General features: G+C 73.4%; 13 protein-coding genes and 1 rRNA gene. 10 read left to right on the forward strand and 4 right to left on the reverse strand.

Annotated features, from left to right (window positions below):
• The first annotated feature begins 9 nt into the window (after window positions 1–9).
• Together rrf and D7I43_RS18340 are read left to right on the forward strand one after the other, a co-directional pair.
• Window positions 10–126 (forward strand): 5S ribosomal RNA (gene rrf / locus D7I43_RS18335).
• Between the two features lie 176 nt (window positions 127–302).
• Window positions 303–929, forward strand: coding sequence for an NADPH-dependent F420 reductase (locus tag D7I43_RS18340; protein ID WP_120329762.1), 627 nt, complete (start codon window positions 303–305; stop codon window positions 927–929).
• Between the two features lie 40 nt (window positions 930–969).
• Here the strand turns inward: D7I43_RS18340 and D7I43_RS18345 are convergent, their stop codons facing one another.
• Window positions 970–2772, reverse strand: a complete 1803-nt coding sequence (locus D7I43_RS18345; protein WP_120329763.1) for a VanW family protein — start codon at window positions 2770–2772, stop codon at window positions 970–972.
• Window positions 2773–3034: 262 nt separating this feature from the next.
• On the opposite strand from D7I43_RS18345, the gene nudC reads away from it, so the two are divergent.
• From nudC to D7I43_RS18360, 3 genes are all read left to right on the forward strand, one after another.
• The gene (gene nudC / locus D7I43_RS18350; protein ID WP_120329764.1) at window positions 3035–3964 is read left to right on the forward strand and encodes an NAD(+) diphosphatase; all 930 of its coding nucleotides are present in this window, start codon (window positions 3035–3037) and stop codon (window positions 3962–3964) included.
• Between the two features lie 432 nt (window positions 3965–4396).
• Window positions 4397–4945, forward strand: coding sequence for a DUF6230 family protein (locus D7I43_RS18355; RefSeq protein ID WP_120329927.1), 549 nt, complete (start codon window positions 4397–4399; stop codon window positions 4943–4945).
• An 80-nt stretch (window positions 4946–5025) separates the two neighbouring features.
• Window positions 5026–6693, forward strand: a complete 1668-nt coding sequence (locus D7I43_RS18360; protein ID WP_120329765.1) for a DUF6114 domain-containing protein — start codon at window positions 5026–5028, stop codon at window positions 6691–6693.
• A gap of 72 nt (window positions 6694–6765) precedes the next feature.
• Here the strand turns inward: D7I43_RS18360 and D7I43_RS18365 are convergent, their stop codons facing one another.
• Entirely contained in the window at window positions 6766–8436 is a 1671-nt protein-coding gene (locus tag D7I43_RS18365) for a DUF885 domain-containing protein (RefSeq protein WP_120329766.1), read from the reverse strand.
• Between the two features lie 144 nt (window positions 8437–8580).
• Between D7I43_RS18365 and D7I43_RS18370 the strand changes: the two genes are divergently transcribed.
• Window positions 8581–9567, forward strand: coding sequence for a DMT family transporter (locus D7I43_RS18370; protein ID WP_120329767.1), 987 nt, complete (start codon window positions 8581–8583; stop codon window positions 9565–9567).
• Window positions 9568–9589: 22 nt separating this feature from the next.
• Here the strand turns inward: D7I43_RS18370 and D7I43_RS18375 are convergent, their stop codons facing one another.
• Together D7I43_RS18375 and D7I43_RS18380 are read right to left on the reverse strand one after the other, a co-directional pair.
• Window positions 9590–10660: a PHP domain-containing protein gene (locus D7I43_RS18375; RefSeq protein ID WP_120329768.1), complete on the reverse strand. Its 1071-nt coding sequence runs from the start codon at window positions 10658–10660 to the stop codon at window positions 9590–9592.
• Window positions 10661–10678: 18 nt separating this feature from the next.
• Window positions 10679–11413: a M23 family metallopeptidase gene (locus D7I43_RS18380; protein ID WP_120329769.1), complete on the reverse strand. Its 735-nt coding sequence runs from the start codon at window positions 11411–11413 to the stop codon at window positions 10679–10681.
• A 61-nt stretch (window positions 11414–11474) separates the two neighbouring features.
• Here D7I43_RS18380 and D7I43_RS18385 point away from each other — a divergent pair, with 61 nt between their 5' ends.
• The 4 genes from D7I43_RS18385 to D7I43_RS18395 all read left to right on the forward strand — a co-directional run bounded on the left by D7I43_RS18385 (window position 11475) and on the right by D7I43_RS18395 (window position 13591).
• Window positions 11475–11867 carry a hypothetical protein gene (locus D7I43_RS18385; RefSeq protein ID WP_396845410.1) on the forward strand — a complete coding sequence of 131 codons (393 nt, stop codon included), beginning with the start codon at window positions 11475–11477 and terminating at the stop codon, window positions 11865–11867.
• Between the two features lie 179 nt (window positions 11868–12046).
• Window positions 12047–12214, forward strand: a complete 168-nt coding sequence (locus D7I43_RS33060; protein ID WP_192902192.1) for a hypothetical protein — start codon at window positions 12047–12049, stop codon at window positions 12212–12214.
• Window positions 12215–12339: 125 nt separating this feature from the next.
• A complete protein-coding gene (locus D7I43_RS18390) occupies window positions 12340–12867 on the forward strand; it encodes a tRNA adenosine deaminase-associated protein (protein WP_120329770.1) in 528 nt (175 codons plus the stop codon).
• Window positions 12868–13051: 184 nt separating this feature from the next.
• Window positions 13052–13591 carry a nucleoside deaminase gene (locus D7I43_RS18395; protein WP_240033040.1) on the forward strand — a complete coding sequence of 180 codons (540 nt, stop codon included), beginning with the start codon at window positions 13052–13054 and terminating at the stop codon, window positions 13589–13591.
• Window positions 13592–13599: the final 8 nt, after the last annotated feature.

The following is a 13599-nucleotide window of genomic DNA, read 5'->3' on the forward strand; positions in this document are numbered from 1 at the left end:
CGATAGAGTTACGGCGGTCATGGCGGAGGGGAAACGCCCGGTCACATTCCGAACCCGGAAGCTAAGCCCTCCAGCGCCGATGGTACTGCACTCGTGAGGGTGTGGGAGAGTAGGACGCCGCCGGACATTCTTTCGGTCAGGGTCACCCCCTAGCAAAGGGGGTGGCCCTGACACCGTTTACGGACCTTTTCCACTCGCGGCCTCGCGGCCCACGCCCGGTGTCCCCGCCGTTTCCCTGAACCGCCGCCACGATCGGCGATAGCGTCGAGGACGGATCGCGTCGCGACGGCCAGGGGGCGGGCATGAGGATCGGCATCATCGGCTCGGGGCACATCGGTGGCACCCTCACCCGACGGTTCACTGCCCTCGGGCACGACGTCACCGTCTCCAACTCCCGTGGCCCCCAGACGCTGCGCGCCCTCGCCGGCGAGACCGGCGCGGAGACCGCCACGGTCGAGGAGGCCGTACGCGGTGCGGACGTGGTGGTCGTCGCCGTACCCCTCATGGGGGTGCCCGACCTACCGGGCGACGGCCTCTTCGCCGGGAAGCTCGTGGTGGACGCCGACAACTACTACCCCGACCGGGACGGCGACATCCCGGAACTCATGGACGGCACGGCGTCCAGCCGGTGGACCGCCGAACACCTTCGCGGCGCGCGGCTCGTGAAGGCGTTCAACACCATCCAGGCCCAGCACCTGCTGGAGAACGGGCGCCCGGCCGGTGCCCCCGACCGGATCGCGCTGCCGGTAGCCGGCGACGACCCCGAGGCCAAGCGGACGGTGATGGAACTGGTCGACGCCCTCGGCTTCGACCCCGTCGACGGGGGAAGCCTCGACGACAGCTGGCGCCAGGAGCCCGGCACGCCCGTCTACCTCGCCGACCGGGACGCGGACGGCGTACGCCAGGCGCTCGCGGAGGCCCGCCGCTGAGCCCGCGTACGACGAGGGCTGCGGCGGGCCGTGACCCGCGTCAGGAGGGCTCGCGGCCGCACACGTAGCGCGGCTCCGCGTCGTAGCGCCAGGTGAACTTCTCCCGCTTGACGACCTTGCCGTCCTTGCGGATGACCCGGTACGCGTCCTGGGTGAAGCCGTTGATGCCGTTGCTGGGGATGCAGGACGGCCCGGGCTCCAGGTAGATGGTCCGCGGGGTGGTGATGTTGCGCCGCGGGCCGTACTCCGTCTTGACGCTGTCGTAGATCTTCGTGCTCCAGATCGACACGGTGATCGTGCTGGAGGTGTACGAGGTGTCGATGAGGACGCCGTACGGGGTGTTGTTGCGGAACTTGAAGTCCAGGTCCGGCCAGAAGATGGTCGACTCGATGACCGGCGGGTAGCGGTCGAACCAGTACGAGTGCGGCTTGTGCTCGACGTCCTCGAGGCCCGCGTAGTAGGTGGCGTTGAAGAGCGTCGTCGTGAACTGCGACGTGCCGCCACCGACGCCCGGCACCAGCTTCCCGTCGAGGATGACGGGTGCGTCCCGGTAGCCCTGGGCGTAGCCGCGCTCCCCCGTGTGCCCGTTGAGGGAGAACGTCTCGCCCGGCAGCACCACGGTGCCGTCGACCTCCTTGGCGATCGTCACGATGTTCTGGCTGCGCGGCGAGGAGAGGCCACCGGTGAAGCGGGTGGTGAACGAGGAGACCTTCTGTTTGATGCCGAGCCCGGCCAGCTTCTCCGCGGTCAGCTCCGGCTGCGCCGGCTTGAGCTGGCCGGTGACCTCCCGGCCGTCGGCGTCGGGCAGGACGGCGAGCAGGTCCCGGGCGAGCGCCACGGCGTCCAGCTGCTGGCCGGGGCGGCCCTGGTCGACCACCTTGGGGCGTCCACCGGAGATGCTCATCCGCGCGTTGCGCGGCGCCACCTCGATCTTCGCCAGGTCGTCGCCGAGGGCGGCGCGCAGCCGCTTCACGTCCACCCGCGGCGTCAGCTTGCCGGTCTCGTCGGCGCTGAAACGCAGGCTCCGCGCGATGGCCTTCGGCGGGATCGTCACCGAGCCCTTGTCGGTGGTGACCTTCACGGGCGCGGCGACCGCCGGGCGGGCCAGCTCGTCGACGAGGCGCTGCACCTCCTCGGCGCTGGTCGCCGGCTGCGTCTCGACGAGCGGCACGGTCACCGGCTGTCCGTCGAGCCACCCGGTCCGGACGGCCTCCGCCGAGCGTTGCGGGTCGAGCGCCAGGCCCGGCTTCGGGTGCACCACCTTCGGGGTGGTGCCGGCGTACGTGATGGCCGGCATCGTCATCTTCCGGACCTGGTCACCGGCCACCTTCTGCAGGGCGGTGTGCAGGCGGTCGACGTCCACCGACACGACCGGCCGCACCGACCGCGACCCGACGAGCCGGCTCACCGGATGCGCGTCGGCCTTCGCCGCGGCGGCCACTGTCGCCTCCACGTCGACGGTGAGGCCCACGTCGCCCGGCACGATCTCGGCGGTCCGCTCCCCGACGCGTACGGTCAGCGGGGCGGCGAGTGCGGCGGCCCGCCGGTCCAGCTCGGCACGCAGCTCCCGGGCCGCCTCCGCGCGGCTGCGGCCGCCCAGTTCGGCGCCGAGGACGACGGTGCCGCGCGGCACGTCGCCGGCGTACGCGTAGGCCCCGGCACCCGCCACGCCGGCCAGCATCACGGCGGTGGCGCCCGCGGCGACCAGCAGCCGCAGCCGGCGGGGGCGGCGGGGCGTGGCCGGCGGTGTGGGTTCGGGCTCCTCGACGGGCCACGTGACGGCGGTGACCTGCACGGTGGGACGGTCGTCGGCGGGCGGACGGTTCTCGCCGTACAGCGTCACAGCTACCTCGATCGCGACGTGCCATCCCGGGGACTCTCCCCGCGCGGACACCTACGGTAACGAACGCCCGGCCGGGTCGGCAGTCGCCGTCCGATCGTCCCCGCACGGCGTGTCGCCCGGCGTGTCGCGCCCGGACGGCCCGGCCGTGCCGGGGGGCCGGCGTGCGGTTCCGGCACCCCTCACGCCCGCCGTGGACGGGGTCGGCCGTCTCGACGTGGGGCCTGCCCGCCGGTCGTCGGGGCGGCCGTGAAAGCGTGACGGCATGAGCGGCGAGCGGGTGTTCGCGTACGGCGGTGGGTGGTTGGACCGGGCGGGTGACGTCCGCGCCGACGCGGAGCGACTGGCGGCGCTGAGGTCCGACGAGCGGACGGCGGTGCTGGCGCTGTGGCGGGACCGCTGCCTGGTGACCGCTGAGGACGTCCCGGTGCGGTTGACGGGGGACGCGGCGGCGCGGGTGTTCGCCGTCGCGGACGAGACGGTCTTCCTCGGCCTGGACGCGGGCGCGGCGGTGTTCGCGGCGGACCTGACGGGGCAGCCCGAGGCACGGGCCCTCGACGTGGCGGGTGCGGCGTCGGTCGTGGACGTCCGGCGGCTCGCGGGCCGGCTCAGCGCCGCCGAGGCGGCCGCCCAGGCGTACGGCCGGGGTCTGCTCCACTGGCACCGCCAGCAACGGTGGTGCGGCGCCTGCGGTGCCACGACGGCGGCCCGCGCGGGCGGCCACGTGCGGGTCTGCACGGCCGCGGAGTGCGGGCGGCTGCACTTCCCCCGGATCGAGCCGGCGGTCATCGTCCTCGTGGAGGCGCCGGGCGAGCCCGGCCGCTGCCTGCTGGCCCGGCACGCGGGTTCCCCGGAGGGTTCGTACTCGACCCTGGCCGGGTTCGTCGAGGTGGGCGAGAGCCTGGAGGACGCGGTGCACCGGGAGTTGGCCGAGGAGGTCGGTGTGACGGTGACCGACCTCGTCTACCAGGGATCGCAGGCGTGGCCGTTCCCGGCCGGCCTGATGGTCGGTTTCCGCGCCACTGCGGTGTCCGACGAGGTCCGGGTGGACGGCGTGGAACTGCTGGAGGCGCGGTGGTTCACCCGGAGGGAGCTCCGTGCGCGGGTGGCCGCGGGCCGGCCGCTCGGCCGCGTCGACTCCATCGACCGCCATCTGCTCGGTTCGTGGCTCGACGCCGACGGGCGGGACAGTTGACCGCCGCCTCGTCCGGACGGTCGGGATCGGGTCACCCTCAGCGCTTTGACAGCCTGCCGTTACTGAACTGTGATGAAGGGCCTGCTCGGCTACCACCGGTGAAACCTACCGGCCACATTGTCGTAATAAAGCGCATTTGTCAGCCGACCCGCCGCACCCGCGGGTTAACGGCTTGTAGCGGCGGTGGCGCTCGGCGGACCCACCCTGTTACCGGTCAGTAGCTAGGGTCTTGTGACGTAGGTCCCTTCGCGAGAGCATCCATCCGCGTGCAGTGCCCCGCTGATGGCACACCACGGCAGCGCAGCGCTCGCTCTTTCCCAGTCCCGCATCGCGTGCGCGATCGGTGACGACACCCCCGTCGAGGAGGACCCCGTGAGTGAATCGGAAGACCGTCAGCTGAGCGGCGGCACCCGGTGGCGCCGCTTCGCCGCGATGATGGTCCCCGCGACCGTCGTGGCCGGCGGCATAGTCCTGGGGATGGCCAACGGCGCCATCGCCGCGTCGTTCAACGTCTCCGGTCAGACGTTCAAGGTCGGCGCCTCGGAGCTGGTGGGCCACGACTTCAAGCAGTACGGCGGCATGGTCAAGGAGAAGGACAACACGGTCCACCCGGTGGCCGTGTCCGAGATCGGCACCGCGGAACTCCACAACCTGTGCCAGTCCGTCAAGTCCCGGGTGCTCGGGATGGACATCGTGCTGACCATCAACGCCGGTGGTGGCGGCAAGCCGGCCACGGCCAAGGGTCTGCTCATCGACATGGAGTCCCTCGAGGGCAACGCGGAGTTCACCAACATCCAGATCGGGCGCGACGCCACCGACCTGAACGAGCACGCGCTGCCGAAGTCCTTCGGGCAGGACGCCGACAAGGTCGTCATCAAGGACCTCAAGCAGGTGGCGTGGTCGACCAGCGCCGGCACGTTCACGCTCAACGGGTTGAAGCTCGGCCTCAAGGTGGGCCCGGACGCCAAGGAATGCTTCTGATCTGACCCCGAGGCCCGCGGAGGGCTCCCTCCGCGGGCCTCGTCCGTGTCCCACCCCGTCGGCACCGCCAGGAGGAGTACGTGACAACCGCCGAGACGCAGAACGCCCGCTCCGGCTGGTGGGGCCGGACGTGGCGCGGGTTCCGCCGTTGGCGGCGGCAGCGCCCGTTCTGGGCCGGGCTGTTCACCATGCTGGCCGGCCTGGAGATCTTCGGAAGCACGCAGATGTCCCTCGACGGGCTCTCCGTCAAGATGGGTCCGACCGGCTTCCTGGCGTGGCTGATCCCCGCCATCCTGTTCACCTGCGGCCTGCTTCTCTGGCTGAGCCCCGCACAACGGATCTTCTACGCCGTGGTCGCGGCCGTGACAGCGGTCTACTCGCTGATCGGCGTGAACCTGGGCGGCTTCTTCGTCGGGCTGGTCCTCGGCATGGTCGGCAGCGCGCTCGGGTTCGCGTGGGTGCCCGTGAAGAGGCCGGTCGCCCCGCCGCCCGTGGACGAGCCGGCGGCGGACGAGGAGATCGCGGAGGAGCGTCCCGCCGACTGGACCGGTGCCGGTGAGCCGGCGCTCGTCGACGACCTGATGCCGCGGCAGCGGGAGGAGGAGCACACGGGAGTGCTCACCGACACGGTGCCGCCGCCGCGCAACCCGCTGCGGGAGTCGGCACCCACCGAGCCGGCCCAGGGCACGGGGCCGGACACCGTCGCGCTCCCCGTCACGGACCCGGAGCGGCCGGCGCAGGGTGGCCGGCACCGCGAGCCGAGGACGTACGCGATCCTGCTGGTCGTGGCGACGGCCGCCGCAGCCGGGCTGCTCGGGCTCCCCACCAGCGGGCCGGCGGTGGCCGCGCCGTCCTGCCCCACCCCGACGGAGAGCGCGAAGCCGACGGAGAGCGCGAAGCCGACCGCGAAGCCGACCGCCACCGCGAAGCCGACCGGAACTGCCGAGTCGACCGCCAGCGCCACGTCGTCCAGCGCCGCCACCCCCTCGGCCCCGGCCAGCGCGGACCCCGAGAAGTCGTCCGACGGCAACCTGCTGACCGACATCGTCGGCGGCATCACCGATCTGCTCACCGGCGGTGACTCGGACGAGAAGGACACCACCGCGACGGCGTCCCCGTCCCCCACCGCCAGCCCGGAGGGCGAGCCCTCGGCCACGCCGTCCCGCAGCGCGTCGACCGACGAGCCGACGCCACAGCGTCCCGCCCGTGCACCGAAGCCCGGCGGCACCGAACCCGGCCGGTGCGCGACCCCGACCCCCACCACGCCGCGGGAGGTGGAGCCCGGCAAGCCGCTGCCCATGGTCGCCACGGACGACGACCTGCCGAGGGTCGCCGCCAAGCCGGGGAAGCTCACCGGCTCCTCGCAGACGATGACCGGCCTGCGCTTCGAGGGCATCGCCGAGCTGGACACGGCCGACGGCACGCTCAGGACGCTGATGTTCACGATGGACAAGGCCGTCACGAACGACTTCGTCCTCGCGGTCGACGGCCCGGCGGGGAAGACCGTCCGGTACGTCACCGAGCAGCTGATCGTGAAGGGCGACGTGCGGTTCTTCGCGACGCGGTTCGTCGGGTGGCTCGGTCCCCTGAAGGTCACCCTGACCCCGGACCTGCCGTTCCCGGACGGCATCCCGATCACCTCGCCGGTGCCGATCACCTTCACGAAGGTCGACATCAACCTGGCGTACATCGACTGCGACACCCTGACCGCGAACACCCGTGGCCCGCTGAACATCGAACTGGCCTGAGCGTGACGAAGGGCCGGGAGCCTCTGGCTCCCGGCCCTTCGTCGAGTTCGGTCGGCGCCGGTCCCCCGGCGGTCAGAGCCGGGCGAGCGCCCGGCGCAGCGGGTCCAGCCCGAGCGAGCCCAGGTCCAGGGCCTGCCGGTGGAACTCCTTCAGGTCGAAGTCGGCGCCCTTGCGGGCCTTCGCCTCGTCCCGCGCCTGGAGCCAGATCCGTTCGCCCACCTTGTACGACGGCGCCTGGCCCGGCCAGCCCAGGTAGCGGTTCAGCTCGAAGCGCAGGTTCTCGTCCGGGATGCGGCAGTGGGCGCGCAGGAACTCCCAGCCCAGCTCCGGCGTCCAGCGCTCGCCCGGGTGGAAGCCGAACGGGTTGTCGCGCGGGATCTCCAGCTCCAGGTGCATGCCGATGTCGACGATCACCCGGGCCGCCCGGAACGCCTGCGCGTCGAGCATGCCGAGCTTGTCGCCCGGGTCCTCCAGGTAGCCCAGGTCGTCCATCAGGCGCTCCGCGTAGAGCGCCCACCCCTCGCCGTGGCCGGAGACCCAGCAGAGCAGCCGCTGCCAGCGGTTGAGCAGGTCGGCCCGGACGGCGGTCTGCGCGACCTGGAGGTGGTGGCCCGGGACGCCCTCGTGGTAGACGGTGGTGACCTCCCGCCACGTGGAGAACTCGCTGATGCCCTGCGGCACCGCCCACCACATCCGGCCGGGGCGGGAGAAGTCCTCGCTCGGACCGGTGTAGTAGATGACGCCGTCGCTGGTCGGGGCGATGCAGCACTCGATCCGGCGTACCTGCTCCGGGATGTCGAAGTGCGTGCCGTGCAGCTCGCCGATCGCCTTGTCGGCGAGCGACTGCATCCAGTCCCGGAACGCCTCCTTGCCCTGGATCGTCCGGGCCGGGTCGGCGTCCAGCGCCGCGACGGCCTCGTCGATGGTCGCGCCCGGGCCCGCGATCCGTGCGGCCACCTGCCGCATCTCGCTCTCCAGGCGGGCCAGCTCCGCGAAGCCCCAGGCGTACGTCTCGTCCAGGTCGACCTTCGCGCCGAGGAAGTACTGCGACGCCAGCTCGTAGCGCTCCCGGCCGGCCGCCTGTTTCTCCCGGCCGAGCGGGGCGAGTTCGGTGCGGAGGAACTGGCCGAACTGCGCCGTCGCGGCGGTGGCCGCCGCCGCACCCCGGCGCAGTTCGGCGCCGACGCTGCCCTGCGCGCCGAGCCGCTCGACCAGGCCGTGGAAGACGTTGTCGCCGTTCGGGTCGACCCAGATGTCACACTGCTTGGCCGTCTCGATGAGCTGCACCTTCGAGCTGACGTGCCCGGCCGCGGCCGCCTCGCGCAGCGTGGTCTTGTAGCCCTCCACCGCGGCGGGGAAGGCGTTCAGCCGGGTCGCGATGTTGGCCTGCGCGTCCTCGCCCTCCGTGGGCATCAGGTCGAAGACCATCCGGAGGTCGTGCAGCGCGCTGGCGATGACGTTGACCTCGCTCGTCGTCTCGCCCGCCTCGTAGCGGGCGAGGTCGAGGCCGAGCCGCTCCTGCATGGCCTCCTTGGCGGTCCGCTCCGCCTCGGTCTCCGGCTCGGTGACGTCGAGGTCGGCCAGCGTGCGACGGGTCAGGTCGGCTCGGGCCGCGTAGCCCTCGGGCGACAGGTCGTCCAGCTTGTCGTCGTAGCCGGCGATGCCGACGTAGGTGGCCCCGGTCGGGCTCAGTGGCGCCCACTCGGCCACGTAGCGGTTCGCGAGTTCGTCGATTCGTCCCACACGGCGACCCTACGTGACCGGGCCCGTCCCGTGTCGAGCGTGTTCGCACCTTCGGGCGGCGGACGGAACCGACGCCCGTGGCGTGCGACACGGGCGTCCGAATTCCGCGCGACTTTGTCGTACGCGTCCGGCAGAGTGTCAGGAGTGTCGGACCACTTCACTCCTGACCGGCCAGCCCTCCGCAGCTGGCTGCCCGGATACCTCGCCCTGGCCGCGATCTGGGGCTCGAGCTTCCTGTTCATCAAGGTCGGGGTCGAGGAGCTGCATCCGCTCCAGCTCACCCTCTACCGGGTAGCCGCCGGGGCGCTGACCCTCCTCGTGGTGCTCGCCGTGCTCCGCGACCGGCTGCCCCGCGAACCTCGGGTGTGGGCCCACCTCTTCGTGATCGCGGCGTTCGGCGTGGCCATGCCGTTCACCCTCTTCGGTTACGGCGAGCAGCGCGTCGAGTCGATGCTCGCCGGCATCTGGAACGCCACGACGCCGCTGATCGTCCTCCCGCTCGCCGTGCTGGTGTTCCGCACCGAGCGGCTCACGGCGCGCCGGGGCATCGGGCTCGCGCTCGGGTTCGCCGGCGTGCTGGTGGTGCTCGGCGTCTGGGAGGGCGTGGGCGGGGCTCACTTCGCCGGCCAGCTCATGTGCTTCGGCGCGGCCGCCTGCTACGGCGTCGCCATCCCGTACCAGAAGCGGTTCGTGGCCGGCAGCGCGCACTCCGGCGTCTCGCTGTCGGCGGCGCAGCTGCTGATGGCCGCGGCGCAGCTGGCCATCGTCACCCCGCTGGTGGCCGGGGCGCCTCCGGTGCCCACCGAGCTGTCGCCACGGGTGCTGGCCAGCGTGCTGGCCCTCGGCGCGCTCGGCACCGGCCTGGCCTTCGTGGTCAACATGCGCAACATCCGGGTCGTGGGGGCGAGCACCGCGTCCAGCGTGACGTACCTGATCCCGGTCTTCGCGGTGCTGATCGGCGCGCTCGTCCTCGACGAGCGGCTGAACTGGCACCAGCCCGTCGGCGCGTTCGTCGTGCTGCTGGGCGTCGCCGTCTCGCAGGGCATGCTCGGCCGCCGGCGTCGCGCGACCGTCCCCGCGACGCCCGCCCCGGCGCCCGCGGCGTCCGCGGAGCCGGCCGCACACCGCTGAGCCACCGGCACGCCCGCCCCGGTCAGGAGTGGCCGCGCGCCCAGTCGACGAGCTGTTCCGCCGGCCAGGTGTTCACGACCTGGTCGGCGGTCACGCCACAGCGGGCCGCCCGTTCGCAGCCGAACCGCTGCCAGTCCAACTGGCCCGGCGCGTGCGCGTCGGTGTTGATGGCGAACCGGCAGCCCGCCTCCAGCGCGCGCCGGATGAGCCGCTTCGGCGGGTCCTGCCGCTCCGGACGGGAGTTGATCTCCACGGCGACGTCGTGCTCGGCGCACGCGGCGAACACGGCGTCCGCGTCGAAGTCGCTCTCCTTGCGGCTGCGCGCCCGGTGCCCGCGGTCGCCGGGGCCCGTGACACCGGCCGGCCGGGAGGAGACCATCCGGCCGGTGCAGTGGCCGAGGATGTCCAGGTGCGGGTTCGCGATGGCCGTGAGCATCCGGCGGGTCATCTTCGACCGCTCGTCGTTCAGGCCGCTGTGCACCGAGCCGACCACCACGTCGAGCCGCGCGAGCAGCTCCTCGTCCTGGTCGAGCGAGCCGTCGGCGAGGATGTCCACCTCGATGCCGGTGAGGATCCGGAACCCCTCGGGCAGCGCCGCGTTCACCTTCTCCACGTGGTCGAGCTGGCGGCGCAGCCGCTCGGCGGTGAGCCCCCGCGCCACGGTCAACCGGGGCGAGTGGTCGGTGAGCACCACGTACTCGTGCCCCAGCTCGACCGCCGCGAGCGCCATCTCCTCGATCGGTGACCCGCCGTCCGACCAGTCCGAGTGGGTGTGGCAGTCGCCGCGCAGCGCGGTCCGCAACGCGGTCGCCTCGGCGTCCAGGTCGCTGCCCTCCGTGGCGAGCAGCCGCCGCAGGTAGACCGGCTCCTCCCCGGCGATCGACTCGGCCACGCAACGGGCCGTCACGTCGCCGACCCCGGCCAGCTCGGTGAGGGTGCCGGCGGCCGCGCGCTCGGCCAGCTCGGCGGCCGGCAGCGCGGCGAGGGCCTTGGCCGCGGAGCGGAACGCCCGCACCCGGTAGGTCGCCTCGTTCGCCCGCTCCAGCAGGAACGCGATCCGACGCAGGTCGGCGATGGGGTCCCGGGCCTTCATCCCACCGAACCTAGCCGGTCAGGGCGCCTTCGGGCAGCCGTGGCGGCGGTGCCACGCACCGACCTCGGCGGCGGGTGCCCGGTTGCCGCCCTTGCGCCAGCTGTCCAGGTAGCGAGCCGGCCAGATCACGCCACGTCGGATCCACCAGCCGTCCTGGCCCGCGCACGGTGGCGAGATGCCGAAGTGCAGGTGGCAGACGTTGTTGGCGTTGCCCGTACGCCCCACCTCGCCGAGCTGCTGTCCCGCCCGGACGCGCACGCCGGGGTCCACGCCGCCCGCGATCCGGCTGAGGTGCGAGCCGTAGTAGCGGACGCCGTCGTCGCCGAGCAGCGCCACCGACAGGCCCCCGTTGTCCGGGCCGAGCGGCCCCCGCTTGTCGAACCGGTCGACGCGGCTCACCTCCAGGACGGTGCCGTCGGTCACCGCGACGACCGGCTCGCCGCAGTCGGCGAAGATGTCGGTCGCCGGGTATCCGGAGTGCGTCCGGTGGTAGGCGACCTTGTCGGCCCGCACCGGGAAGACGTGCCGTGCCGTGCCGCCGCTCGCGCTCGTGGCCGGTGCCGCCGTCGGCGAGGCGGAGCCGGTCGGCGCGGCGGAGCCCGGCGCCTGGTCCGCGGTGACCGGTGCGCTCGGCGGGGTCGGCGCCACGCCGCCGGGCGGCGCCCCGGGCCGCGTGGTCGCGCACCCCGCGGCCAGCGTGGCGGCGAGCAGCAGGACCGGGTACGCGCGGCGTCTGGTCGTCGGCGAGGGCATCCGGTCATCCTGGCAGAGTCGGTACGGTGGTACGAGTGGTCCGGCTGAGGGGAGGCGACGGGTGACGACCGGCCAGCCTCCCTACCCGTACGACCCGGGCGCCGCGCACCGGCCCGTGTCGCGTACCCCCTCGGGCCTCTTCCCCGCCGGCCCGCCGAGCCGGCCCACCTACCGCGAACCGCACCCGGTCACCGGCGCCGGCGTGGCGGCGGGAGGCGGGTCCGCGTTCGTGTGGTTGCTGCTGTTCGGGCTGCTCGGCACCGACGTCGCCGGCTACGCCTGGTGGACCCTCGTGGCGGGCCTGCTGGCCTGGCTCGTCGCCGCGGTGCTCGTGCGGCACGGCGACCGGGGGGTGGGCGTCGGGATCGCGATCGTGACCGCCGGCGGGTGGAGCATCGCGGCCGCCGTCGTGGCGGTGCGCTGGGCGACCAGTGGGGACTGGCCGCTGTGGTGAGGCCGCGAGGCCGGTGCCCGCGCGAGGTCGGTGCGGGCGCACTCTGGTCACCGGCGGGAGCCCGGTGAACCCGTCAGATCGGTCACCGCGCGGTGTCGGTGACTGCGGCCCGTCGCCGCTCGGCTGCGCTGCGAAGCCCGGCTTGACGAGGGCCCCACGGCTGACGCACTCTCGCAGCTATGGCCTGGACCACTCCGCGGCTCGACCCCGACCGTAGCCGCCGCCGCCTGCAACTCCTCGCCGAGTTGGCCGGGGCCCGGGCGGTACGCCGGCGGGAGCGCCCGCAGCGGCTGCGCACCGAGCGACTGCGACAGATCATCGCCACGCGACGACAGCTCGCCGGCTGAACCGGCGGAGACTTTGTCACGAATGACCGGCGCTTCGGGGCGTTGACCGGTCGCCCGCCGACCCGACCGGCTAACGTGCACGCGTAACGAGTCGGCGTGCTGTGCCGAGGGCAATTGGGGGGAACGTGTCGTACTTCGCTGCGGCCGTGGTGCGCGATGACGGCGGCTGGACGGCCGCCGAGGTGAGCCTGCGGGGGGCCGCCGACATCGACGAGGTCGCGGACCGGCTGCGCGACGTCGACCAGGACGCCGACCTGTCGCTGCTCTTCGTCGAGGCCGACGACACCTACCTGGTGATCCTCCGCCTCGACGAGGGCGAGGATCTGCGCGTCTTCGGCTCCGACTCGGCGTACGCGGAGGAGTCCCAGCTGGGCGCGCTGCTGGTCGGTGACCTGAAGGCGTCGGTGACCGGCCTGGAGGACACCGACGAGCCGCGCGCCGCGGGCGGCGGCGACGAGGAGACCGAGCAGCCGGCCGTCGACCCCGAGGCCGACCCGGTCGGGGACGCCGACATCCTGGCCGACCTGGGCATCCCCGCGCAGAAGCTGCTCTCCCTCTGCGCCGAGGAGGGCATGCTGCCCGCCGACGTGACCGCCGAGATCTGCCAGGTGCTGGGCTGCGCCGACCAGGTCGAGGAACTGCGTGAGGTCTGATCCGCCCGGCGGCGATCCGCTGCTGCCACGCGGCGGCGAGCCGGCCGACGCCACGGATCCGGCGCTGGAGACCGTACGACCGGGCCAGCCGACGCCGGGCCGGATCGGGCGGGTCGGCCCGGGCGCCGACGAGGGGTTGGCCGACCCGGGTGACCTGGGCCGCCGGCAGCGGCACGAGCTGTGGATGCGGCGGGCGCTGGAGGTCGCGGTGACCGGGCCGGCGACCCCGGCCGGCGACGGCGCCGGGCCGGGCTTCGGCTCGGCGGCCGGTTCCGCCTCGCCGGGCGGATCGGCCTCGGGCGTGCCGGGTCCGGCGGAGGGCGGTGCCGAGACCACGGCCGTCGAGGACGTCCCGGTGGGCGCCGTCGTCTACGGCCCGGACGGAACCGAACTGGCGATCGGCCGCAACGAGCGCGAGCTGACCGGTGACCCGACCGCCCACGCCGAGGTGCTGGCGCTGCGCCGGGCCGCGCAACGGCTGGGGCGGTGGCGGCTCGACGGCTGCACACTCGTCGTGACCCTGGAGCCCTGCACGATGTGCGCGGGCGCCCTGGCGCTGGCCCGGATCTCGACGGTGGTCTTCGGGGCCTGGGAGCCGAAGACCGGCGCCGTCGGGTCGCTGTGGGACGTGCTGCGGGACCGCCGGCTCAACCACCGGCCCGAGGTCTACGCGGGAGTGCTGGAGAACGAGAGCGCCGCGCTGCTGCGCGCGTTCTTCCGCTGAGCCGCGCG

The sequence above is a fragment of the Micromonospora globbae genome (assembly GCF_003610785.1).
GTDB classification, from domain to species: Bacteria; Actinomycetota; Actinomycetes; order Mycobacteriales; family Micromonosporaceae; genus Micromonospora; species Micromonospora globbae.